Annotated in this window: 15 protein-coding genes and 1 pseudogene; 12 read left to right on the top strand and 4 right to left on the bottom strand. The window is 71.7% G+C overall.

The window, feature by feature from the left end:
- Nucleotides 1–10 precede the first annotated feature (10 nt).
- The 6 genes and pseudogenes from IEY91_RS35085 to IEY91_RS35060 all read left to right on the top strand — a co-directional run.
- Entirely contained in the window at nucleotides 11–1,174 is a 1,164-nt protein-coding gene (locus IEY91_RS35085) for an ABC transporter ATP-binding protein (protein ID WP_189177065.1), read from the top strand.
- Entirely contained in the window at nucleotides 1,171–2,097 is a 927-nt protein-coding gene (locus IEY91_RS35080) for an ABC transporter permease (RefSeq protein WP_164319970.1), read from the top strand. The genes IEY91_RS35085 and IEY91_RS35080 overlap by 4 nt, the downstream gene beginning before the upstream one ends.
- Nucleotides 2,097–2,909: an ABC transporter permease gene (locus tag IEY91_RS35075; protein WP_164319967.1), complete on the top strand. Its 813-nt coding sequence runs from the start codon at nucleotides 2,097–2,099 to the stop codon at nucleotides 2,907–2,909. Before IEY91_RS35080 ends, IEY91_RS35075 begins: the two co-directional genes overlap by 1 nt.
- 31 nt (nucleotides 2,910–2,940) lie before the next feature.
- Entirely contained in the window at nucleotides 2,941–4,359 is a 1,419-nt protein-coding gene (locus IEY91_RS35070; RefSeq protein ID WP_164319963.1) for an NAD(P)/FAD-dependent oxidoreductase, read from the top strand.
- A gap of 183 nt (nucleotides 4,360–4,542) precedes the next feature.
- On the top strand, nucleotides 4,543–5,013 hold the full coding sequence (locus IEY91_RS35065; protein ID WP_164319959.1) for a hypothetical protein: 471 nt from the start codon (nucleotides 4,543–4,545) through the stop codon (nucleotides 5,011–5,013).
- 213 nt (nucleotides 5,014–5,226) lie between these two features.
- Nucleotides 5,227–6,324: pseudogene (locus tag IEY91_RS35060) on the top strand (chitinase); the annotation flags it as partial.
- Nucleotides 6,325–6,347: 23 nt separating this feature from the next.
- Here the strand turns inward: IEY91_RS35060 and IEY91_RS35055 are convergent.
- The 4 genes from IEY91_RS35055 to gabT all read right to left on the bottom strand — a co-directional run bounded on the left by IEY91_RS35055 (nucleotide 6,348) and on the right by gabT (nucleotide 12,622).
- Nucleotides 6,348–7,658, bottom strand: coding sequence for an McrC family protein (locus tag IEY91_RS35055; RefSeq protein WP_229697440.1), 1,311 nt, complete (start codon nucleotides 7,656–7,658; stop codon nucleotides 6,348–6,350).
- 1 nt (nucleotide 7,659) lies between these two features.
- Nucleotides 7,660–10,218, bottom strand: coding sequence for an McrB family protein (locus IEY91_RS35050; RefSeq protein ID WP_229697439.1), 2,559 nt, complete (start codon nucleotides 10,216–10,218; stop codon nucleotides 7,660–7,662).
- A 43-nt stretch (nucleotides 10,219–10,261) separates the two neighbouring features.
- A complete protein-coding gene (locus tag IEY91_RS35045; protein WP_306309941.1) occupies nucleotides 10,262–10,822 on the bottom strand; it encodes a phosphatase PAP2 family protein in 561 nt (186 codons plus the stop codon).
- 465 nt (nucleotides 10,823–11,287) lie between these two features.
- Nucleotides 11,288–12,622 (bottom strand): 4-aminobutyrate--2-oxoglutarate transaminase, encoded by a 1,335-nt coding sequence (gene gabT / locus IEY91_RS35040; protein WP_164319952.1) that lies wholly within the window; start codon nucleotides 12,620–12,622, stop codon nucleotides 11,288–11,290.
- A gap of 327 nt (nucleotides 12,623–12,949) precedes the next feature.
- Between gabT and IEY91_RS35035 the strand changes: the two genes are divergently transcribed.
- From IEY91_RS35035 to IEY91_RS35010, 6 genes are all read left to right on the top strand, one after another.
- On the top strand, nucleotides 12,950–15,094 hold the full coding sequence (locus IEY91_RS35035) for an ATP-binding protein (RefSeq protein WP_189177062.1): 2,145 nt from the start codon (nucleotides 12,950–12,952) through the stop codon (nucleotides 15,092–15,094).
- 444 nt (nucleotides 15,095–15,538) lie between these two features.
- Nucleotides 15,539–17,143, top strand: a complete 1,605-nt coding sequence (locus IEY91_RS35030; protein WP_164319947.1) for a PucR family transcriptional regulator — start codon at nucleotides 15,539–15,541, stop codon at nucleotides 17,141–17,143.
- A 423-nt stretch (nucleotides 17,144–17,566) separates the two neighbouring features.
- Nucleotides 17,567–19,012, top strand: coding sequence for an aldehyde dehydrogenase family protein (locus tag IEY91_RS35025; RefSeq protein ID WP_189177061.1), 1,446 nt, complete (start codon nucleotides 17,567–17,569; stop codon nucleotides 19,010–19,012).
- A 179-nt stretch (nucleotides 19,013–19,191) separates the two neighbouring features.
- Nucleotides 19,192–21,141, top strand: coding sequence for an acyl-CoA dehydrogenase family protein (locus IEY91_RS35020; RefSeq protein ID WP_189177060.1), 1,950 nt, complete (start codon nucleotides 19,192–19,194; stop codon nucleotides 21,139–21,141).
- Nucleotides 21,142–21,355: 214 nt separating this feature from the next.
- Nucleotides 21,356–22,660, top strand: coding sequence for a 1-deoxy-D-xylulose-5-phosphate reductoisomerase (gene dxr, locus IEY91_RS35015; RefSeq protein WP_189177059.1), 1,305 nt, complete (start codon nucleotides 21,356–21,358; stop codon nucleotides 22,658–22,660).
- A complete protein-coding gene (locus IEY91_RS35010; protein ID WP_164319939.1) occupies nucleotides 22,657–23,958 on the top strand; it encodes a M50 family metallopeptidase in 1,302 nt (433 codons plus the stop codon). The genes dxr and IEY91_RS35010 overlap by 4 nt, the downstream gene beginning before the upstream one ends.
- Nucleotides 23,959–24,108: the final 150 nt, after the last annotated feature.

The following is a 24,108-nucleotide window of genomic DNA, read 5'->3' as shown; positions in this document are numbered from 1 at the left end:
GGACGCCAATATGACGACTGCCAAAGAACCCAAAGAGCACGGCGGCGACGTACGCCTCAGCGGTATCAGCAAGACCTACGGCTCCTTCACGGCCGTGCACCCGCTCGACCTCACCGTGCCCCAGGGCTCCTTCTTCGCGCTGCTCGGCGCCTCCGGCTGCGGCAAGACCACCACGCTGCGCATGATCGCCGGCCTTGAGGAGCCCAGCGGCGGCACCGTGTGCCTGGGCGAGCAGGACGTCACCGCGCTGCCGCCGTACAAGCGGCCGGTGAACACGGTCTTCCAGTCGTACGCCCTCTTCCCGCACCTCGACATCTTCGAGAACGTCGCCTTCGGCCTGCGCCGGCGCGGCATCAGGTCGGTGAAGAAGCAGGTCGGCGAGATGCTCGACCTGGTCCAGCTCGGCGAGCAGGCCCGCAAGAAGCCGCACCAGCTCTCCGGCGGCCAGCAGCAGCGCGTCGCCGTGGCCCGCGCGCTCATCAACCACCCCAAGGTGCTGCTCCTCGACGAGCCGCTGGGCGCCCTCGACCTGAAGCTGCGCCGCCAGATGCAGCTCGAACTCAAGCGCATCCAGACCGAGGTCGGCATCACCTTCGTGCACGTCACGCACGACCAGGAGGAGGCCATGACGATGGCCGACACCGTGGCCGTGATGAACGGCGGCCGCGTCGAGCAGCAGGGCGCCCCCGCCGACCTGTACGAGAACCCGCGCACCACGTTCGTCGCCAACTTCCTCGGCACGTCGAACTTCATCGAGGCCGAGGTGGCGGAGGTCAGCGGCGAGGACGTGTTCCTCAAGGCGGGCGGCGGGAAGCTGACGCTGCCCAAGGCGCGATGTACCGCCCCCGCCGCGACCGGCGGCACGGTCCTGGTCGGCGTACGCCCGGAGAAGATCTCGCTCACGCACGCCGACGACGCGGGCGCGATCCCCGACGGCCGCAACCGCATCACGGGCCGCATCGCCGACTCCAGCTTCATCGGCGTCTCCACGCAGTACGTCGTCAACAGCCCCGTCTGCGACGCCTTCGAGGTGTACGCGCAGAACATCGAGCGCGACACCCGGCTGGTCCCGGGCGCTGAGGTCGTCCTGCACTGGAACCCGGCGCACACCTTCGGCCTCGACGCGGATCAGGACGCAGAGGCGGGCGTCGAGAAGGTCGAGGAGGACGCGTGACGACCCTCACCAAAGCCGCGCCCCCCGAGGCCGACGAGCCCCCGGCGAAGCCGCCCCGCAAGCGCGGCCGCCTCGTCCCCTACTGGCTGCTGCTTCCCGGCATCCTCTGGCTGCTCGTCTTCTTCGCGCTGCCGCTGGTCTACCAGGCGTCGACGTCCGTGCAGACCGGCTCCCTCGAAGAGGGCTACAAGGTCACCTGGCACTTCGCCACCTATTGGGACGCGCTCGGCGACTACTGGCCGCAGTTCCTGCGCTCGGTGATCTACGCGGGCGCCGCGACGATCCTGTGCCTGCTGCTCGGCTACCCGCTGGCCTACCTCATCGCGTTCCGCGCGGGCCGCTGGCGCAATCTGATCCTCGTCCTGGTGATAGCGCCGTTCTTCACCAGCTTCCTCATCCGTACGCTGGCGTGGAAGACGATCCTCGCCGACGGCGGCCCCGTCGTCGGCGCCCTGAACAACCTGCATCTCCTGGACGTCACCAACTGGCTCGGCGCCACCGACGGCGACCGCGTCCTCGCCACCCCGCTCGCGGTGGTCTGCGGACTCACGTACAACTTCCTGCCGTTCATGATCCTGCCGCTCTACACCTCGCTGGAGCGCATCGACAGCCGTCTGCACGAGGCCGCGGGCGACCTCTACGCCCGGCCCTCCACGACCTTCCGCAAGGTGACGTTCCCGCTGTCCATGCCGGGCGTCGTCTCCGGCACCCTGCTCACCTTCATCCCGGCGGCGGGCGACTACGTCAACGCCGACCTGCTCGGGTCCACCGACACCCGCATGGTCGGCAACGTCATCCAGACGCAGTTCCTGCGCATTCTGGACTACCCGACGGCTGCGGCACTCTCCTTCATCCTGATGGCCGCGATCCTGTTCATGGTGACGTTCTACATCCGCAAGTCGGGGACGGAGGATCTCGTCTGATGGCCGTCTTCTCCGCCTTTTTCCGCTGGCTGCGCCGAAATCTCATCGTCTTTGCCGGACTCATCACCCTCGGCTATCTGCTGCTGCCTAATGTCGTCGTCACGGTCTTCTCCTTCAACAAGCCGAAGGGGCGCTTCAATTACTCCTGGCAGGAATTCTCGACGGACGCCTGGAAGGACCCCTGCGGCGTCGCCGACATGTGCGGGTCGCTGTCGCTGAGCCTGCAGATCGCGTTCTGGGCGACGCTCGGCGCGACCGTGCTCGGCACGATGATCGCCTTCGCGCTCGTCCGCTACCGCTTCCGCGCGCGCGGCGCCGTGAACTCGCTGATCTTCCTGCCGATGGCGATGCCCGAGGTCGTCATGGCCGCCTCGCTGCTCACGCTGTTCCTCAACATGGGCGCCCAACTGGGCTTCTGGACCGTCCTCATCGCGCACATCATGTTCTGCCTGAGCTTCGTCGTGACGGCCGTGAAGGCGCGCGTGATGTCCATGGATCCGCGCCTGGAACAGGCCGCGCAGGACCTCTACGCCGGTCCGGTGCAGACCTTCCTGCGGGTCACCCTGCCGATCGCCGCCCCCGGCATCGCGGCGGGCGCGCTGCTCGCCTTCGCGCTGTCCTTCGACGACTTCATCATCACGAACTTCAACGCCGGATCGACTGTGACCTTCCCCATGTTCGTCTGGGGATCGGCGCAGCGGGGTACGCCCGTTCAGATCAATGTGATCGGCACGGCGATGTTCCTGATTGCCGTCCTTCTCGTGGTGGCAGGAATGCTCGTCGGAAAGCGCCGCACCAAGAAATCCCTGTAAGAGCGTAAGAGCCCTGAAGGAGTTGGAAATCATGGCCCCAAGCGCCATGACCCGCTGGACCAAGTCTCTCTCCGAGGCCAAGCCGGTCTCGTTCTGGCTGGACGACCCCGACAAGCCCGCCCCCGAACCCGCCCTCGTCGGCGACGAGCGCTGCGACCTGCTCGTCGTCGGCGGCGGCTACAGCGGCCTGTGGACCGCGTTGATCGCCAAGGAGCGCGACCCCGGCCGTGACGTCGTCCTCGTCGAGGGCCGCGAGATCGGCTGGGCAGCCTCCGGCCGCAACGGCGGCTTCTGCGCCGCCTCCCTCACCCACGGCGTGCCCAACGGACTCGCCCGCTGGCCGAAGGAGATCGCGAAGCTGGAGGAGCTCGGCGCCCGCAACCTCGACGAGATCGAGGCCGCCGTCGCCCGCTACGGCATCGACTGCGACTTCGAGCGCACCGGTGAGATCGACGTCGCCACCCAGCCCCACCAGCTCGCCGAACTCCACGAGATGTACGAGGAGATGGACGCCCTCGGCCTCGCGGGCGGCGCCGAGCTGCTCGACGCGGACGAGCTGCGCAAGCAGGTCGACTCGCCCACGTTCCTCGGCGGCTTCTACGACCGTGACGGCGTCGCCATGCTGCACCCGGCGAAGCTCGCCTGGGGCCTCAAGCGCGCCTGCCGCGAACTCGGCGTACGGATCTACGAGCACACCCCGGCCCTCGAACTCGCCTCGCCCGGCGCCGGCATGGCGATCCGCACGCCCTACGGCCGGGTCCACGCCCGCCAGGTCGCCCTCGGCACGAACGTCTTCCCGTCGCTGGTCAAGCGCGTCCGCCCGTACACGGTCCCGGTGTACGACTACGCGCTCATGACCGAGCCGCTGAGCCCCGACCAGCTCGCCGCCATCGGCTGGCAGAACCGCCAGGGCCTCGGCGACGCGGCCAACCAGTTCCACTACTTCCGGCTCTCCGCCGACAACCGCATCCTGTGGGGCGGGTACGACGCGATCTACCCCTTCGGCGGCAAGGTGCGCGCCGAGTACGACCACCGCCCCGAGACGTACGCCAAGCTCGCCGGGCACTTCTTCACCTGCTTCCCGCAGTTGGAGGGCCTGCGCTTCACGCACGCGTGGGGCGGCGCGATCGACACGTGCTCGCGGTTCTCGGCGTTCTTCGGTACGGCGTACGGGGATCGGGTCGCGTACGCCGCCGGGTACACGGGCCTCGGCGTCGGCGCCACCCGGTTCGGCGCCGACGTGATGCTGGACCTGCTCGCGGGCGAGCGCACGGAGCGCACCGCCCTGGAGATGGTCCGCTCCAAGCCGCTGCCGTTCCCGCCCGAGCCGTTCGCGTGGGCCGGTGTGACGCTCACCAAGCGGGGGCTCGCGCGGGCCGACGAGAACGGCGGCCGGCGGAACGTCTGGCTGCGGGCGATGGACAAGGTGGGGCTCGGCTTCGACAGTTGACGCACACTGTTGTGGCAGGTGCCGCAGAGGCGACTGACCACGGCATAGTCCACCGGCGTACGCCCGCTCCGACCCGTGACCCGCTTCACTACCACTCAGTAGTGGAACCCGCGTAATGCTCCGCCCAGAGGTGCCTCTCCCTCGTGACACGCGTATCCGTGACACACGAGAGGAAGGTCTGCCATGACGGGCTCGGGTCCTAAATCGGCGGTTGAGTGGTTGGTGTCCGTGGCGCCCGATCCGGAGGCCTGCCGCTGGGAGTGGGAGCGCAACCCCCTGGGGGTCGCGCTGCTCCCGGCGGGCAGGCTCTGGGACGTGCTCATCCTGCCGGGCGAGCTCGGCCACCCCACGCTGGACGTGCTGACGCGGGTGGTGGACCGGCCGGGGCCGGTGCTCGCCGACTTCGGCGACTCGCGGATGGGGTTCTTCGTGCCCGCCGGGACGGTCGCGCGGTGGGTGGGGACGGGCGTGCGCGGCGCGGGCCGCGGCACCTGGATCGTGGTGCCCTTCCCGGGGCGGTCCACCGGCGGGGTGCGCTGGCTGATCCCGCCGGACGGCTCGGGCACGCTCGTCGACCCGGCGATCCTGGAACTCGCGATGCACGAGGCGGCGGCGCTGCTCGCACGGGAGTCGAGCGAGCGCGGCGAGGAGTGAGCGGCGTGCGGGCCCCGACCCCGCGCGGCGGGAGGCGATGCTGCCCGAAACCTTGACAAGCGCATTGGTCTGGACCATCTTGAGCGCGTCCCGCTCGGCACCCTGTCGACCTCCCCAATCCCCCCACCGCCGGAGGCAGTTGTGGACCGCTCACGATTCCGCTCAGCCCTGCGCAGACACCGGCTCGTCACCGCGGCGGCGGCTCTCGCGCTCGCGGCGTCCGGCCTGCTCGCGGCGCCCAGCGCGGCCGATCCCGGGTCCGGGTCCGGGGACGCTCCGGCCCGCGCCGAAGCGCTGCCCGCCCACGCCCTCGTCGGCTATCTGCACACCAGCTTCGCCAACGGCTCCGGCTACACGCGCCTCGCCGACACCCCGGCGAGCTGGGACGTCATCGACCTGGCCTTCGGCGAGCCCACCTCCGCCACGTCCGGCGACATCCGCTTCGGCCTCTGCCCGAAGACCGAGTGCCCGAACGTCGAGACCAAGGACGAGTTCAAGGCCGCCATCAAGGCCAAGCAGGCCCAGGGCAAGAAGGTCCAGATCTCCATCGGCGGCCAGAACGGCCAGGTGCGGCTCACCACCACCCAGGCCCGCGACAAGTTCGTCTCGTCCGTCTCCGCGATCATCGACGAGTACGGCCTCGACGGCCTCGACATCGACTTCGAGGGCCACTCGCTCTCGCTGAACGCCAACGACACCGACTTCAAGAACCCCACGACCCCGGTGATCGTGAACCTGATCTCCGCGGTGAAGACCCTCAAGGCCAAGTACGGCTCCGGCTTCACCCTCACCATGGCCCCGGAGACCTTCTTCGTGCAGCTGGGCTACCAGCACTACGGTCCCGGCCAGTGGGGCGCCGACCCGCGCGCGGGCGCCTACCTCCCGGTCATCCACGCCCTGCGCGACGACCTCACCCTGCTGCACGTCCAGGACTACAACTCCGGCCCGATCATGGGCCTCGACAACCAGTACCACCAGATGGGCGGCGCCGACTTCCACATCGCCATGACCGACATGCTGCTCACCGGCTTCCCCGTCAAGGGCAACACCGCCAACGTGTTCCCGCCGCTGCCCCCGGAGAAGATCGCCATCGGCATGCCCGCCTCGGTGAACGCGGGCAACGGCCATGTCTCCACGGGCGAGGTCAACAAGGCCCTGGACTGCCTGACCAAGAACACCAACTGCGGCTCCTACAAGACGCACGGCAAGTGGCCCGCCCTGAAGGGCCTGATGACCTGGTCCATCAACTGGGACCGCTTCAACAACTGGGAGTTCTCGAAGAACTTCGACAGCTACTTCGGCAGCAACTGAAGCTGTTTCGGCAACAACTGAGGCTACGTCGGCAGCAGTTGACCCCAGACCCGCCCCAGCGCCTCCGTCCGCCCCGGCCCGCCCAACTCCCGCAGCACGCCCGGCAGATCCAGCGGCAGCGACCGCACCCGGGCCGACGTCCCGCCGTCCCACCGCCGCACGGCGACGCTCTCGCGGGGCGCGGAGGGCCCGCCGGGGTGGACGAGCACGCACGTCGGCATCCGGCCCTGCGGCTGCCGGGCGAGCGCGTGGGCGTACAGGAAGGCCTGGTACAGGTCGGCGGTGCTCAGCTTCCCGCCGCGCGCCCCGGCCTCGTACAGCTTGTACTTGACGTCCACGGGGAGGCGCAGGTCCGGGCCCGTGACGAGGACGTCCGGGCGGATCTCGCCGTAGGGCGTCCCGGTGCGCTCGTCGTGCAGGACGCCGCGCTGCCGCGACTGATCCCGCACGGCGTGCCCTGTGCCCGCCGCCGCGTCGGTGAGCAGCCGGGTCGTGAAGGCCTCGAAGAGGGTGTTCATGTCGACGAGGAACGCGCGTGCGGCCAGTGGCCCGGAGGCGAACAGGTCGCCGATGCCGCCGCCGGTGAGCAGCAGCGCGGCCCAGCGGTGCGCGGCGCGGTAGCGCTCGTTGTGCCGGTGGTAGTCGAGCCCGGCGAGCGCCGCCCGCACGTCGCCGAGGGGCCCCGGCGCGAGGGCGGCGAACCGCGCCGCCGCGCGTCGTGCCCTCGCCCGCACGGCCGGGGCACGGGTCGTGCGGGCGGCGAGGTCGGTGGCGGCCGCGCACAGGCGGTTGTCGAGGATGTCGGCGTCGTGCTCGTCGAACCGGCAGGCGAGCCGGTCCAACCTCCCGTAGTGGCGCAGCACCTGACGGTCCACCAGGAGTCGTCCGCGTACCGACGTCAGATCCTCCTCGGACGTCACGTAGTCGCGGCGCGCGCCGTGCGCGAGCAGCCGCTCGCCGTGCTCGGTGACGAGCAGCGCCACCAGGTCCCGCAGATTCGGGGCGCCCGCGGCGGCCGTGCGGAGCGCGTCCAGCGGCGGACAGCTCCCGTCGGCGGCGTACGCGAGCATCCGCAGGACATCGAGGTCCTCGCCCAGGTACTTGGGCCGGACGCGGATCTCGCAGGCGTCGAGCTGTACGACTCCGACGTGCTGGTACGCCGTCAACTCCAGGTGTCCGCCCGCGAGTTCGCGCACGGTGAGCCGGTCGGCGAGCGCGGGCGCGGCGCACAGGCGGCGGTCGGCGGTGCTGAGCGCGACCCCGTAGACGACCGCGGTGCCGTACTCCCGCACGGCCACCACGGGCCTGGTCGTGCCGCCCGAGGGGTGCGGCACGCTACTCCGACCCGCCCTTGACCTGGAGTTCCCGGTACAGCGCGCTGACCAGGCCCTCGTCGCCGAGGTCCCGCAGGGTGTGGGTGCCGGGGTCGACGAGGTCGTCGCCGAGGAAGGCCGCGAGGAGGGTGTAGTCGTCGTACGCGTACTCCTGGAGCAGCGGCAGGATCTCGCTGCGGACGATCGCGGCCAGTTCGGCGGCGGAGTCGACGGGCGCGCCGCCCGGCAGGAAGAAGGCGTGCCCGATCTGCTTCTCGCGGTCCAGGTGGGTGCGGATGCGCTGGTTGAGCGCGTCGAGCAGGTCGGCCAGGTGCAGCTCCTCGACGTGGCAGCCCTGCAACGGGCCCGAGTCCGGGAGGAGTTCGAGGAACGCGAAGCGGCGGCGGATGGCCGCGTCCAGGGCGCGGATGGAGCGGTCGGCCGTGTTCATGGTGCCGATGACGTACACGTTCGGCGGGATCGTGAACCGCTCCTGGCTGAGCGGCAGCGTGACGGAGCGGCCCCGCTTGTCCTTCTCCAGAAGGGTCACCAACTCGCCGAAGATCTTGGGGAGATGACCCCGGTTCAGCTCGTCCACGACGACCAGGTAGGGGTGGCCGGGGTCGGCAGCGGCGGCCGCGCACACGCGCTTGAACACGCCGTCGGTGAGGCCGAGGGTGAGGCCGCCCGCGGGACCGCCCGCGCCGTCCGGGCCGCCAGCCCGCACCGGCCGGTAGCCCTCGACGAAGTCCTCGTACCCATAGCTCGGATGGAACGTCACGGTCGTCAGACGCCCGGCGTCCGTGAGCGCGTCGAGCGCCGCGCCGAAGGCCTCGGTGCCCGGCTCGGCGTACGCGTCGACGTCCGGTAGACCGGACAGCTCACCCAGCCACCGCACCGCGAAGCGCAGCGCGGTGTACGTCTTGCCGGTGCCGGGCGGGCCGAACAGGACGGCCTGGCCGCGCCGTTCGAGGGCGTCGGCGACCGTGCGCAGCTCGGCGTCCAGGGGCTGCGGGGCGACGGCCGCGGCGGCCTCCGGCAGGGTGTCCGTCCCGGCCTCGTCCCGGTCGGCCCGCGGCCTGGCGGACTTGGCGCGCCGGATCTTCGTCCACAGCGCGGCCGGGACGTCCTTCACGGTCACCGTCGCCCAGGACCGCTCCGGCTCCTCCAGACGCGTGGCGTACCGGTCGTCCCAGTCGACGCCGACGGTGTGCCGGTGGTCGTCGAGGTCCGCGCGCCACACATAGCCCTCGTCCGTCACCCGGCCCACGCTCAGGACCTGGCTGGCACCGGTGTTGGCGACGACGAGGTCACCGGGGCGCAGGCCGAGGAGCTTCCACACCTCGTTGGCCTTCGCGGAGATCTTCGACTGATGGCCGTTGTACTCGTCGGTGTACGCCGCCTTGAACGCCGCCGCGAACTCGTCCTTGTCCGCGTACGCCCGCAGGTCACCGACCTCGTCCCAGCCGACGGCGATGTGACCGCCCGCGCGGCACCGCTCCCACAGGCTCCCGTCGCGGCCCGCCGCGATCTTGACGATCTGCTGGGTGCGGTGCGGGTCGGCCCACCAGAACAGGAACGTCACGACCTCGTCGTACGACCAGCCCGCGAAGCGCGCGTCGGCGTCGACGACGTCCTTGAGCCGGGCCTGCAGCGCGAACCGTTCGAGCTTCGGCACCGGCTCGCCGGTCAGGCGCTGGATGAGGTGCGGCACCCAGTCCTGCGCGTAGAGCGCGAGCGTCGCCTCGGGCGCGTACACGCGCAGTGTCTTGGCGATCAGCGCCGGGCCCGAGCGGATGGCGTCGATCGCGTCGATGTCGGCCATCCGGCCCTCGCGCGCGGCCGTGACCGCCTCGACGATGCCGGCCCGCACCTCCTGCCAGGCCTCGTCGGCGCTCGCGTACCGCGAATCGTGCCACCAACTGCCGTCCTGGTTCCGCCAGTAGATGAGGTGCTTGCGCGCGGAGCCGCCCGCGATGGAGCCGAGCGCGTGGGTGCCGAACTCCAGCAGATAGCAGTACGGCTTGGTCTGCGCGCTGTCGCCGAGGCCGAGCACGAACCGTTCGAGCGGCAGCGACGGCCAGTCCTCCCACGGGAAGGCCCGTCGGATCTCCTCGGCCTGCGCGGACATCTCGGCGAGCAGCGGCGCGTGCCGCTTCCGGTCGAAGGCGGCGATCGCCTCGTCCAGGGGCCAGGGCCGCAACGTCTCGGCGCGTGTGGGCGAGACGGGCGTGAGCACGCAGCTGCACACACCCGTGATCGGCTGCCCCTTGCCGCCGGTGAGCCCGATGGACTTGGCGTACGCGGCGCGGCCCGCGGTGTCCCGGGACGGCGCGGAGTCGATGAGGCGGCGCCACAGCAGGCCGTCGGGATCGGGGAATTGGGGCAGCGACCCGGGGTCGGTGAGGTGGGGGCAAGCCGGATCGTGGTGGATCAGGCGGCCGTGGACCGGCAGGATCGCGTACCCGGGGGAGCGGGTGAGGGCGTAGTCCCCGCGCTCGTAGGTGACGGCCACGTGGTCGGGCTCGGTGACGGCCACCTGGTCCGGGGTGACGCTCCTTTGGTCCGGCTCGTCGGCCATGCGTTCCCCCTCGCCTTGCCGGGCGTTGCCCGTGATCCCGCGATCAGTCCTCGGTCGGCTCCCGACCGTATCGCGCGCGGACGAGCACCATGACGGCGAGCAGGGCCGCGCCCAGGCACCAGCTCCCGAGGACGTCCAGCGGCCAGTGGTAGCCGCTGCGGACCAGGCCGAGGCCCACACCGACGTTCAACAGGGCGCAGCCGATGACCAGTTCACGGCGGGCGTAGGCGCCGGTGAGCAGGGGGAGCAGGAGCAGGGCGGCGGCGCCGTAGGCGACCGTGGCGGTGGCGGTGTGGCCCGAGGGGTAGTAGCCGCTGCCGTCCGCGCCGGGCGGTCCCGGGCGGTCGACGGCGAGCTTCACGGGGACCACCAGGAGCGGCACGGCCACCATCGCGAGGGCCGCGGTCAGCGGCGGCAGCCACCAGCGGAAAGCGCCGACGCGCCGGGCCCGCCAGGCGGTGTACGCGACGACCAGCGCGAGCACGGGCACCGCGACCGTCATGTTGCCGAGGTCCGCGAGGAGTTCGGCGGCGGCTTCGGGAAGGCGGCTGTCGGCGAGGGCGCGGCCCGCGCGTTCGTCGAGGCGGCGCAGCGGGCTGTCCACGGCGGCCTGCCAGGTGCAGAGCGCGAAGAGGAGAACGAAGAGAACACCGCCGAGCAGCAGAAAAGTGGTCGGCCGCCTCGGAACAGGGGGGGTAGTTCCGAAGCGGCCGAGCTGACCGGGCTGCCGCGCGCCCCGGGGGGTTTGGGGCGGGCGGCCATCCGATCGGTGAGGAGTTCCGGAGCCATGGGCTCCAGGTGTGTGCGCGAAGGCACGCCCAGGGCGGGGCTGGGGAGGCTCCGACCCGGTGTCGCCCACAGTTTCCTGTGAGCGGGGTGTTTCTCTCATCTGCGGAAACCGTACGTCAGGAGGGGAAGGGCCGACAGACGGAACGGCATCCCGTCATGGGGCTCCCACACGTTCTTCACAGGCCCTGACCGTCACCCCAGGTCATGGCTGCCGCACCGCGTGAGGTCGCCACACGTCAGGGGCTGATCCAGTCGTCCCGAAGCATACGGTCCGGTCCGCTCAGATCTCCGCGAACGCGGCCTCGATGATGTCCAGGCCCTCGTTCAGGAGCTCGTCGCCGATGACCAGCGGCGGCAGGAAGCGCAGCACGTTGCCGTACGTGCCGCAGGTCAGGACGAGCAGGCCCTGCGCGTGGCAGGCCTTGGCGAGCGCGCCGGTGGCGGCCGGGTTCGGCTCCTTGGTGGCGCGGTCCTTGACCAGCTCGATCGCGATCATGGCGCCGCGGCCGCGGATGTCGCCGACGATGTCGTACTTCTCGGCGATGGCCGCGAGGCGGGCCTTCATGACGGACTCGATGTTCTTCGCCTTGGCGTTGAGGTCGAGCTCCTTCATGGTCTCGATGGCGCCGAGGGCACCGGCGCAGGCCACCGGGTTGCCGCCGTAGGTGCCGCCGAGGCCGCCCGCGTGCGCGGCGTCCATGATCTCGGCGCGGCCGGTGACGGCGGCGAGCGGCAGGCCGCCCGCGATGCCCTTGGCCGTCGTGATCAGGTCCGGGACGATGCCCTCGTCCTCGCACGCGAACCACTGGCCGGTGCGGCAGAAGCCCGACTGGATCTCGTCCGCGACGAAGACGATGCCGTTGTCCTTGGCGAACTTCACGATCTCGGGCAGGAAGCCCTTCGCGGGCTCGATGAAGCCGCCCTCGCCGAGCACCGGCTCGATGATGATCGCGGCGACGTTGTCGGCGCCGACCTGCTTGGAGATCTGGTCGATGGCCTGCGCGGCCGCCTCGGGTCCCGCGTTCTCCGCGCCGGTCGGCCAGCGGTAGCCGTACGCCACCGGGACGCGGTAGACCTCGGGCGCGAACGGGCCGAAGCCGTTCTTGTACGGCATGTTCTTCGCCGTCAGCGCCATCGTGAGGTTGGTGCGGCCGTGGTAGCCGTGGTCGAAGACCACGACGGCCTGGCGCTTGGTGTACGCGCGGGCGATCTTGACGGCGTTCTCGACGGCCTCGGCACCGCTGTTGAACAGCGCGGACTTCTTGGCGTGGTCGCCCGGCGTCAGCTCGGCAAGGGCCTCGGCGACGGCCACGTAGCCCTCGTACGGAGTGACCATGAAACAGGTGTGGGTGAAGTCCTGCAGCTGGGCGGAGGCCCGGCGCACGACGGCCTCGGCGGAGGCGCCGACGCTCGTCACCGCGATGCCGGAGCCGAAGTCGATGAAGCGGTTGCCGTCGACGTCCTCGATGATGCCGCCGCCGGCGCGGGCCGCGAAGACGGGCAGCACCGAGCCCACGCCGCCCGCCACCGTGGCGGTACGGCGGGCCTGCAGCTCCTGGGACTTCGGCCCGGGGATGGCGGTGACGACGCGGCGCTCCTGGGGAAGGTCGGTCATGAGAGCTCCTGGGGGTGGTTCGTGCGGACGCGTGTGACGCGCGCCTTCTGGCGACGCTCGTCTTTCGGACGCTTCTGGCTTTTCTCCGCAGGTTAGGGGCGGGGAAGGGGCGCGGGCATGCTCCATGGGGGAGATGTTGGGCGTGGCGGTTGTCCGGAGTGGACATACCGGTGAACAGGGGCGTGTCACGGCCGCTCATGGCCGCCGGCCGGGCGGGGACACGCGGGACCGCGTGCCATGTTCGGCGCGCACGCGGCATAACTGCGGTGCGTGGGCACTAGATTGAGCCGCGAACCACTCGACAGGGCAGGTCAGGGGGCAAGGGCCATGACTTCCGACGGCACGCACGACGCACGCGGTACGCATGCAAGGCCGGTGCCGCGGCCGGCACCGCCCGGCGGCTCCGCCGAGGCGGCGCGGCTGGTGTCGGTGCCGCCGCGTCCGGTGCGGGCGCCGGGTGCCGCGCCCGACGCCGGGGCCGGCGGTGAATCGTTCCTCGGCTGGCTGCGCACCCCGCGCCCGCAGGCCGCGCCCGGCGTGTGGCGGTTCGGGCACGCCCCGCGGCCCGAGCAGGAGCCGGAGGTCATCCCGACGCGGCAGCTGTTCAGTGGGGCTTTGATCGCGTTCCTGTGCGGCTGGCTGCTGTGCTCGCTGCTGTGGAACGGGTACTTGGGCGGTTACTGGATGTGGCCCTGGTTGGTGCTGGCTCCGGACAGTTGGACGAATGGCGGCAGCAGGGTTGTGGGGGGTGTCGCCTCGCACCTTTACGTGGGTGCTTTCTTCTTTGGAGTGTTCGCTGCCTTCGCGCGGTTCGGCCGCTGGGGTGAGGTCTGGCGGCGGTTCGGCCTACCTGCGTGGCGTCGGGAGGCAGCTCCCCCACCGCCTCCGCCCGAGGAGGACCCCGCCGAGTGGCCCAAGCTCCGCGCCGGAGGCGCCGGCGCCGCCGCCGACCGGCTGGCCGCCGACGCCCGCGCCGGGCTGATGCGCGACATCGACGTCGCCCGCATCGCCCGCGCCTGGCGCTCCGTCCGCTCCGGCAACAGCCCGCTCGCCGTCTTCACCGACGCCGTCGTCCGCGAGGGCGCCGCCGCCTGCCCGCACCCCTCCGGCGACCGCGACCTGCCCGCGCGGGCGGCCCGGCACGACCTCGCCACCTCGCAGGTGCGGCTCGGCACGACGGTGGACGACCCGCGCAATCCGTACGCCTACCGGGGCACAGGACTCGCGCTCGGGCCCGAGCTGATCGGCACCTCGCTGCTCGCGGTCGGGCCCGCCGGGTCCGGCAAGACCGGCACGGTGGTGTGGCCGCTCGCCGAGGCCCTGTGCCTGCAGGCCCTCGCGGGACGCGCCGCCGTCGTCGTGGTGGGCGCGGCGGGTGCGGGCCTCGGACCCGGCGACGACTACGACGTGGTGGTGCGTGTCGGCCACCCCGACTCCGTGTACGACCTCGACCTGTACGGCGGCACCACCGACCCCGACGAGGCCGCCGCCGTCCTCGCCGAGGCGCTCGTCGGCGACCTCGTCGACCCGCACCCCGGCGCCGACAGCCGCCGCTCCACCACCGTCCTCGCCCAGCTCCTCGGCCCGTTCCACACGGTCAACGGCCGCTTCCCGTCCGTACCGGAGCTGCGCGCCCTGCTCGACGGCGTCCCGGGACCGTTCGGCGAGCTGCGCAAGGCCCTCCAGGAGGCGGGCCAGGAGCCCATGCTGCGCGAACTCGACGCGCGCGAGCGGCAGTTGGGGCACCCCGGGGATCCGGGCGCGATCCTCGCCGACCGCATCGCGCTGCTCGACCGGCCCGCGTTCGCCGCGTTCTTCGACACCTCGGGCCAGTCCACGCCCTTCTCGCTGCGCGCCCTCGACCACCCCGTGCGGGTCCGCATCGACCTGCCCGAGCGCGGGCACGCGGACGCCTCGCGCATCCTCGCGCGCCTCGTGCTCGCCCAGTTCACCGCCTCGGCCGCCGCGCGCGAGGACCGCTCGCTGTTCGCCTGCCTCGTCCTCGACGACGCCACCGGCACGGTGACCCCGGAGGCCGTGCGCCGCGTCCAGCGCCTGCGGTCCGCGAACGCGGGGGTCGTGATGACACTGCGTACGTTGGACGACGCCCCGCGTCCGCTGCGTACGCCTCTGCTCGGCGCCGTCGGCTGCCGCATGGCCCTGTCCGGGCTCACCCCGTGGGACGGGCAGGACTTCGCGGACGTCTGGGGCAAGGAGTGGACGGAGGCGCGAGACGTCACCGACCGCCAGATCATCGCCGAGGAGCCCCTCGGCAAGGTCGTGCACGCCCTGCGCAGGGTGATCACAGGGCGGGCGCCGACCGCCCGCGCGGTCACCGTCCGCCAGGTCGAGCGCGAGCGCTGGTCGGCCTCCGAGCTGGCGCACGCGGTGCCGCCGGGGCACGCGGTGCTCTCGCTGACGGATGTGCGGGGGGAGCACGCGCCGCCGTTGCTGGTGGATCTGCGGGGCTGACGCCAGGGGGGCCAGGGGCAGGGGCAGGGGCAGGGCGGAGGGGGCGTGCGGGAGTCGCGGGCGCGCCCACGGCGTGCGTTAAAGGCTGCCGTACATACCCTGCAAGCCGCCCGAGGCGACCGTACGGTAAGGCAGAATCGACACTAGCCGTCATACGTGGCGGCCAAAAGATCAACGGGCGAGCGCGCGCCGGTCGGGAGCCGGTGGGGGCCTCGCCGGTAGTCGCCCGCAGCCCTGTCCCGTACGCCCCCAGCCTCGCAAGCCTCGCACCGGCCCACAGCAGCACCACTCCGCACCACCCGGGGCAGCAACCGCACCCGCACCACTCGCAGCAGCACCCGCACCGTTCCGCACCACCCGCACCACTCCGCACCCGCAGCAGCACCCGCACCGGCCCGCGGTCCTCGCCGACCGGACTCCGCCGCCGTACGACCTGAAGGTCCCATGCCGCCCACGCTCGCCTCGCTCGTCCACCACTCCGCGCTCAAGCTCACCGTGCGCGCGGGCGAGGACCGCCTGGACACCCCCGTGCGCTGGGCCCACGTCAGCGAGCTCGCCGACCCCGTGCCGTACATGGAGGGCGGCGAGCTGCTCCTGATCACCGCGCTGCAACTGGACGCGGAGGACCCGGAGACGATGCGGCGCTATGTGAAGCGGCTCGTCGGCGCGGGCGTCGTCGGGCTCGGCTTCGCGGTCGGCGTGAACTACCCGGACATCCCCGAGGCACTGGTCGAGGCGGCGCGGGCGGAGGAGCTCCCGCTCATCGAGGTGCCCCGCCGCACGCCCTTCCTCGCCATCAGCAAGGCCGTGTCCGCCGCGATCGCCGCCGACCAGTACCGCGCGGTCACCGCGGGCTTCGCCGCCCAGCGCGAGCTGACCAAGCAGGCACTCGGCGACGGCCCGCAGGGGCTGCTCGGCGCGCTCGCCGGACAGGTCGACGGCTGGGCCGCGCTGTACGACGCCTCGGGCGCCGTCGTCGCCACCGCGCCCGAGTGGGCCGCCCGCCGCGCCGCCCGGCTCACCACCGACGTCGAGCGGCTGCGGGACCGGCCAGCACCCGCCAGCCTCGTCGTGGCCGGCGCCGACGACCGGGTCGAGCTGCACACCCTCGGCACCGGGCGGCGCCCGCGCGCCGCGCTCGCCGTCGGCACGGCCTCCACCCTCGGCACGGCCGAGCGGTACGCCGTGCACTCCGCCATCGCCCTGCTCACCCTCACCACCGAACGCTCCCGCTCGCTGCAGGCCGCGGAGGACCGGATCGGGTCCGCCGTGCTGCGCATGCTGCTCGCCGGGGAACCCGACCACGCGCGGGCCGTCGCCGGTGATCTGTACGGCGGGCTGCTCGACGCTCCGTTCCGCCTCGTCGTCGCGGAGGCGGCGGGACCGGCGGAGGCCGCGGGCGACGCGGCCTCGGCGGCCGACGGCGCGTGGTCTACGGGGCTCGTCGACGCCGTCGAGTCCGCCGCCGCGCGCTTCGGCGAGGCGCTGCTCGTCGTGCCCTACGGGGAGCGGCTCGTGCTGCTCGTCGCGGACGGGGGTGCGGCGCAGTTGGCCGCCGTCGAGTACGCCGCGTTTCTCGACTCGGGGCGGGCGGAGGGGCGCGAACCGGCGGAGGAGCCCGGGCCGCTCATGGGGCTCTCCGCGCCCGCGGGGCCCATTGCCGCCGCGTCCGCCTACAAGCAGGCCGAGCAGGCGCTGTCCGTGGCGCGGCGGCGGGGGAGGGCGCTTGTGGAGCACGAGGAGCTTGCCGCCGGGTCCGTGCTTCCGCTCCTCGCGGACGACGCGGTGCGGGCGTTCGCCGACGGGTTGCTGCGGGCGCTGCGCGAGCACGATGCCACTGGGCGGGGGGATCTGGTCGCCTCGTTGCGGGCCTGGCTCTCCCGCCACGGTCAGTGGGACGCCGCCGCCGCGGACCTCGGCGTCCACCGCCACACCCTGCGCTACCGCATGCGCCGCGTCGAGGAAATCCTCGGCCGCTCCTTGGACGACCCGGATGTCCGGATGGAGCTGTGGCTCTCGCTGAAGGCGACGTCTACGTCGACGGACTGAGGTTGGTGCCCTCGCGGGGCGCCCCAGTCCCGCCCCTTTCCCGTAACCAGGGGGCTCCGCCCCCTGGACCCCCGTATCGGCCTGAACGGCCTCGTCCTCAATCGCCGGACGGGCTGGAAGGAGGGGCGGACCGGCGCGTTCTGGGCCCCGCCCCGCGCATCTTCTGCCCCCCCACCCCGCCCGGAGGGCGAAAAGGGCGGGTGGGTGGGGAGAAAGCCCGTCCGGCGTTTGAGGACGAGCCGCGGAGCGGCGAAAAGGGGGGAAAGGGGCGCAGCCCCAGCAGGGCGCGGCCCTGACATTCCGGTGTGCCGGCGGCAGCCAGTACGCCGACTCGGACAAACCCCCGCCGCAGGCCCCACCCCTACGGTGGACCTCGTAAAAGCAGAAGCAGCAACGAACCTCCGCGGAAGGGCCGGGATTCTCATGACTTCCATCCACGCCTTCTGGCTCGCCGGTCGCCAGACCACCGGCGAGACCACGCTCGACGTCACCTCGCCCTGGGACGGCCGCCTCGTCGGCAAGGCAGCCGTGCCCACCGACGCGCAGGTGGAGGAGGCGGTCGCGGCCGCCCACGCCGTGCGCGACGAGTTCGCGGCGACCCCGGCACACGTCCGCGCAGCGGCTCTCGACCACGTGAGCCGCCGCCTCGTGGAGCGCACGGAGGAGATCGCGCAGCTCATCTCCGCCGAGAACGGCAAGCCGATCAAGTGGGCGCGCGGCGAGGTCGGCCGCGCCGTCTCCGTGTTCCGCTTCGCCTCCGAGGAGGCCCGCCGCTTCAACGGCGGCGAGTCCCAGCGCCTGGACACCGACGCCGGCGGCCAGGGCCGCCTCGCCCTCACGCGCCGCTTCCCCAAGGGCGTCGTCCTCGGCATCGCTCCGTTCAACTTCCCGCTGAACCTGTGCGCCCACAAGATCGCCCCGGCCATCGCCGTCGGTACGCCGATCATCCTCAAGCCGGCCCCGGCGACCCCGCTCAGCGGACTCCTCATCGGCGAGCTGCTCGCCGAGACCGAGCTGCCCGCGGGTTCCTGGTCGGTCCTTCCGGTCGCCAACGACAAGATGCCCGCGCTGGTCCAGGACGAGCGCCTGCCGGTGGTCTCCTTCACCGGCTCCGAGCAGGTCGGCTACGCGATCATGGACTCGGTGCCGCGCAAGCACTGCACCCTGGAGCTGGGCGGCAACGGCGCCGCCGTCGTCCTCGGCGACTTCTCCTCCGAGGCCGACCTCGACTGGGTCGCCGCGCGCGTCGCGACCTTCTCCAACTACCAGGGCGGCCAGTCCTGCATCTCCGTGCAGCGGGTCATCGCCGACGCGTCGGTGTACGACCGGCTGCTCCCGAAGATCGTCACGGCGGTCGAGGGCCAGGTCACCGGTGACCCGTCCGACCCGAAGACCGACGTCGGCCCGCTCGTCAGCGAGGACGCGGCCAAGCGGGTGGAGTCCTGGGTCGACGAGGCCGTCGGCGCCGGTGCCCAGCTCCTGACCGGCGGCAAGCGCGACGGCGCCGCGTACGCGCCGACCGTCCTCACCGACGTCCCGGCCGGCACCACCCTCGCCTGCGAGGAGGTCTTCGGCCCGGTCATGACCGTGACGAAGGTCGACGGCGAGCAGGCCGCGTTCGACGCCGTCAACGACTCCAAGTACGGCCTCCAGGCGGGCGTGTTCACCCACGACCTCCAGGCCGCGTTCCGCGCCCACCGCGCCCTCGAGGTCGGCGGCGTCGTCATCGGCGACGCGCCCTCCTACCGCGCCGACCAGATGCCGTACGGCGGCGTGAAGCAGTCCGGCGTGGGCCGCGAGGGCGTCCGCTTCGCCATGGACGACTACACGTACGAGCGCGTGATGGTGCTGACGGGCATCGACCTGTAGTCACAAGAGGGCAAGAGGGACGGAACGGCCGGAGCCCGCTGTGCGGGGGTTCCGGCCGTTTCTCTTGCGGGCGGCCGTTCGCTGCGCGAAGGCTGGTGGGGATGCCTGGAATCGGGTACCAACGATCCAGTAGCACCGGTGAGTAACCATCCGGTCCCCTGATCCCGACTCGCGGCGAGGTGAGCCTCTTGTCCGCACCACACTCCACACAGCCCAAGGTTTCCGAACGCGAGGCCAGGCAGGTGGCCGAGGCCGCCCGCGAGCAGGACTGGCGCAAGCCCAGCTTCGCCAAGGAACTGTTCCTCGGCCGCTTCCGCCTCGACCTGATCCACCCGCACCCGCTGCCCTCCGACGAGGCGGCGCAGCGCGGCGAGGAATTCCTGGCCAAGCTGCGCGACTTCTGCGAGACGAAGATCGACGGGGCGCGCATCGAACGTGAGGCCCTGATCCCCGACGAGGTCGTCAACGGCCTCAAGGAGCTCGGCGCGCTCGGCATGAAGATCGACACGAAGTACGGCGGGCTCGGCCTCACGCAGGTGTACTACAACAAGGCGCTCGCGCTCGTCGGCTCCGCCAACCCCGCGATCGGCGCGCTGCTCTCGGCCCATCAGTCGATCGGCGTACCGCAGCCCCTGAAGCTGTTCGGCACCCAGGAGCAGCGCGACGCGTTCCTGCCGCGCTGCGCCCGCACGGACATCTCCGCGTTCCTGCTCACCGAGCCGGACGTCGGCTCCGACCCGGCCCGCCTCGCGACGACGGCCGTGCCGGACGGCGACGACTACGTACTGGACGGCGTGAAGCTGTGGACCACCAACGGCGTGGTCGCCGACCTGCTCGTGGTCATGGCGCGGGTGCCGAAGTCGGAGGGGCACAAGGGCGGCATCACCGCCTTCGTCGTCGAGGCCGCCGCCGAGGGCGTCACGGTGGAGAACCGCAACGCCTTCATGGGCCTGCGCGGCCTGGAGAACGGCGTCACCCGCTTCCACCAGGTGCGCGTCCCCGCCGCCAACCGCATCGGCCCGGAGGGCGCGGGCCTGAAGATCGCCCTCACCACCCTCAACACCGGCCGCCTGTCGCTGCCCGCGATGTGCGTCGGCGCCGGCAAGTGGTGTCTGAAGATCGCCCGCGAGTGGTCGAGCGCCCGTGAGCAGTGGGGCAGGCCCGTCGCGTACCACGAGGCGGTCGGCTCGAAGATCTCCTTCATCGCCGCGACGACCTTCGCCCTGGAGGCCGTCCTCGACCTGTCCTCGCAGATGGCCGACGAGGACCGCAACGACATCCGCATCGAGGCCGCGCTCGCCAAGCTGTACGGCTCCGAGATGGCCTGCCTGATGGCCGACGAACTCGTACAGATCCGCGGCGGCCGCGGCTTCGAGACCGCCGAGTCGCTCGCCGCGCGCGGCGAACGCGCCGTGCCCGCCGAGCAGATCCTGCGCGACCTGCGCATCAACCGGATCTTCGAGGGCTCGACGGAGATCATGCACCTGCTGATCGCCCGCGAGGCCGTCGACGCGCACCTGAAGGTCGCGGGGGACCTGATCGACCCGGACAAGACCCTCTCCGACAAGGCCAGGGCCGGTGCCGCCGCGGGCGCCTTCTACGCCCGCTGGCTGCCGAAGCTCGTCGCCGGTCCGGGGCAACTCCCGCGTTCGTACGCCGACTTCAACCCCGCGGGCCACGCGGACCTGTCGGGTCATCTGCGGTACGTCGAGCGCACGGCGCGCAAGCTGGCGCGCTCCACGTTCTACGCGATGTCGCGCTGGCAGGGCCGGATGGAGACCAAGCAGGGCTTCCTCGGCCGGATCGTCGACATCGGCGCGGAACTGTTCGCGATGAGCGCGGCCTGCGTACGCGCCGAACTCCTGCGCACCACCGAGGAGTACGGCCGCGAGGCCTACCAGCTCGCCGACACCTTCTGCCGGCAGTCCCGCATCCGCGTCGACGAACTCTTCGGCCGCCTGTGGACCAACACCGACGACCAGGACCGCCGGGTGGTCAAGGGTGTCCTCTCGGGCACGTACACCTGGCTGGAACAGGGCGTCATCGACCCGAGCGGCGACGGCCCGTGGATCGCGGACGCGACACCGGGCCCGAGCACGAAGGAGAACGTCCACCGTCCGATCCGCTGACGTCCGATGTGCCGGTTGCGGCAAGGTTTCAGCCCGTCCGGCGTTTGAGGACGAGGCGCGAAGCGCCGACAGCGGGGGCCCAGGGGGCGGCAGCCCCCGGTTTCGGAGAAGGGGCGGGACTGGGGCGCCCCGCGAGGGACCCCCACCCGCCCCCGCCCGGCGCGAGCCGAGAGGCGCTGTCGGATCCGGGCCCCGCTACGGCCACAATGGGGGCATGAGCGAAAGCCCTGCCCCCCTCGCAGACCCGCACCTCGTCTTCGACCCCGTCGCGGCCGAAGGACCGCGGGACCTCGTCGTCCTCGGCTCCACGGGCTCGATCGGCACGCAGGCCGTCGACCTCGTGCTGCGCAACCCCGACCGCTTCCGCGTCACCGGCCTGTCCGCCGCGGGCGGGCGCGTCGAACTGCTCGCCGAGCAGGCCAGGCGGCTGCGGGTGCGGACCGTGGCGGTCGCCCGCGAGGACGCCGTGCCCGCCCTGCGCGAGGCGCTCGCGGGGCAGTACGGCGCCGGGGAGCCGCTGCCCGAGATCATCGCGGGCCCGGACGCAGCCACGCACCTCGCCTCCGCGGACTTCCCGGAGTGCCACACCGTCCTCAACGGCATCACCGGCTCCATCGGCCTGGCCCCCACGCTCGCCGCCCTGGAGGCGGGCCGCACGCTCGCGCTCGCCAACAAGGAGTCGCTGATCGTCGGCGGCCCGCTGGTCAAGGCGCTCGCCAAGCCGGGCCAGATCATCCCGGTCGACTCCGAGCACGCCGCGCTCTTCCAGGCGCTCGCCGCAGGCACCCGCGCCGACGTCCGCAAGCTCGTCGTCACCGCGTCCGGCGGCCCCTTCCGCGGACGTACGAAGGCCGACCTGGCGGACGTCACGCCCGCGGACGCGCTCGCGCACCCGACCTGGGCGATGGGCCCGGTCATCACGGTCAACTCCGCGACCCTCGTCAACAAGGGCCTGGAGGTCATCGAGGCCCACCTCCTCTACGACATCCCCTTCGACCGCATCGAGGTCGTCGTGCACCCGCAGTCGTACGTGCACTCCATGGTCGAGTTCACCGACGGCTCCACGCTCGCCCAGGCGACCCCGCCGGACATGCGCGGCCCCATCGCCATCGGCATCGGCTGGCCCGAGCGGGTCCCGGACGCGGCGCCCGCGTTCGACTGGTCCAAGGCCTCGACCTGGGAGTTCTTCCCCCTCGACACCGAGGCGTTCCCCTCGGTGGGGCTCGCCCGGCATGTCGGGGAACTCGCGGGCACGGCCCCGGCGGTGTTCAATGCCGCCAACGAGGAGTGCGTGGACGCCTTCCTGGCGGGCGCGCTGCCCTTCAACGGCATCATGGAGACCGTGACCCAGGTCGTCGCCGAACACGGCACACCGCGCGCGGGAACTTCCCTGACCGTCGCGGACGTCCTCGAAGCGGAGACCTGGGCGCGCGCCCGGGCCCGTGAACTGACGGCCACGACCAAATCGTCGGCGACGGCGGCGACGAGGAACCAGACGACCGCGGAGGCTCGTGCATGACGACCTTGATGATGATCCTCGGCATAGTCGTCTTCGTGATCGGGCTGCTGTTCTCGATCGCCTGGCACGAGCTGGGCCACCTGTCGACCGCGAAGATGTTCGGCATCCGCGTGCCGCAGTACATGGTCGGCTTCGGTCCGACGCTGTTCTCGCGCAAGAAGGGCGACACCGAGTACGGCATCAAGGCCATCCCGCTCGGCGGCTACATCCGCATGATCGGCATGTTCCCGCCGGGACCGGACGGGAAAATAGAGGCACGCTCCACGTCGCCCTGGCGCGGCATGATCGAGGACGCGCGCTCCGCCGCCTTCGAGGAGCTCAAGCCGGGCGACGAGAGCCGCCTGTTCTACACGCGCAAGCCCTGGAAGCGCGTGATCGTGATGTTCGCCGGTCCTTTCATGAACCTGGTCCTGGCCGTCGCGATCTTCCTCGGCGTGATGATGACCTTCGGCATCAGTACGCAGACGACGTCGGTCGGCAAGGTCTCCGACTGCGTCATCGAGGCCAGCCAGAACCGCAACACCTGCGAGAAGGGCGACAAGCCCGCGCCCGCCAAGGCCGCGGGCCTGAAGGCCGGCGACAAGATCGTCGCCTTCCAGGGCAAGGACGTCGGCGACTGGTCGGCGCTGCAGTCGAAGATCCGCGAGACCACAGGACCCGCGACGCTCACCGTGGAGCGGGACGGCAAGCGCGTCGACCTGCACGCCAACCTGATCAAGAACCAGGTCAGCAAGACCGACGGCGACGGCGGCTATGTCGAGGGCAAGTACGTGTACGCCGGATTCCTCGGCTTCACGCCCGCCTCCGGCATCGTCCAGCAGTCCTTCGGCGAGTCCGTGGACCGCATGGGCAACATGATGGAGAACGGCGTCGAGTCCATCGTGGCGCTGCCCTCCAAGATCCCCGACCTGTGGGACGCGGCCTTCGGTGACGGCGACCGCAAGCAGGACTCGCCCATGGGCGTCGTGGGCGCGGCCCGCGTCGGCGGCGAGGTGTTCACCCTGGACATCCCGCCGCAGAACCAGATCGCGATGATGCTGTTCCTGCTCGCCGGGTTCAACCTCTCGTTGTTCCTGTTCAACATGTTGCCGCTGCTGCCACTGGACGGCGGGCACATCGCGGGCGCACTGTGGGAGTCGCTGCGCCGCAACGTGGCGAAGGTGTTCCGGCGGCCCGACCCCGGTCCCTTCGACGTGGCGAAGCTGATGCCCGTCGCCTATGTCGTCGCCGGGATCTTCATCTGCTTCACCATCCTGGTGCTCATCGCGGATGTGGTTAACCCGGTGAGAATCTCCTAGTCACGCGATGTTTGCGGCGGTCGGGCACGATGTGTGGCCGACCGCCCGCGTATGTGCGGGCCCGCCCACCATTGGGTGGACATCGGGGCGTGATGTGCTTGCTTGCGGTGGGTTGCCGTAATCTCGAACCCGCGAATGAGCGATGTACGC

Source organism: Streptomyces lasiicapitis, assembly GCF_014646335.1.
Taxonomy (GTDB): domain Bacteria; phylum Actinomycetota; class Actinomycetes; order Streptomycetales; family Streptomycetaceae; genus Streptomyces; species Streptomyces lasiicapitis.
Note: the sequence above shows the minus strand (reverse complement) of the source record. Positions and strands in the feature narration are given on the sequence as shown.

Coding starts and splice junctions, on each gene's coding strand:
- IEY91_RS35025 (WP_189177061.1), top strand. CDS start 17,567: ATGACTTCCATCCACGCCTTCTGGCTCGCCGGTCGCCAGACCACCGGC.
- gabT (WP_164319952.1), bottom strand. CDS start 12,622: ATGACCGACCTTCCCCAGGAGCGCCGCGTCGTCACCGCCATCCCCGGG.
- IEY91_RS35030 (WP_164319947.1), top strand. CDS start 15,539: ATGCCGCCCACGCTCGCCTCGCTCGTCCACCACTCCGCGCTCAAGCTC.
- IEY91_RS35065 (WP_164319959.1), top strand. CDS start 4,543: ATGACGGGCTCGGGTCCTAAATCGGCGGTTGAGTGGTTGGTGTCCGTG.
- IEY91_RS35010 (WP_164319939.1), top strand. CDS start 22,657: ATGACGACCTTGATGATGATCCTCGGCATAGTCGTCTTCGTGATCGGG.
- IEY91_RS35075 (WP_164319967.1), top strand. CDS start 2,097: ATGGCCGTCTTCTCCGCCTTTTTCCGCTGGCTGCGCCGAAATCTCATC.
- dxr (WP_189177059.1), top strand. CDS start 21,356: ATGAGCGAAAGCCCTGCCCCCCTCGCAGACCCGCACCTCGTCTTCGAC.
- IEY91_RS35070 (WP_164319963.1), top strand. CDS start 2,941: ATGGCCCCAAGCGCCATGACCCGCTGGACCAAGTCTCTCTCCGAGGCC.
- IEY91_RS35050 (WP_229697439.1), bottom strand. CDS start 10,218: ATGGCCGACGAGCCGGACCAAAGGAGCGTCACCCCGGACCAGGTGGCC.
- IEY91_RS35035 (WP_189177062.1), top strand. CDS start 12,950: ATGACTTCCGACGGCACGCACGACGCACGCGGTACGCATGCAAGGCCG.
- IEY91_RS35085 (WP_189177065.1), top strand. CDS start 11: ATGACGACTGCCAAAGAACCCAAAGAGCACGGCGGCGACGTACGCCTC.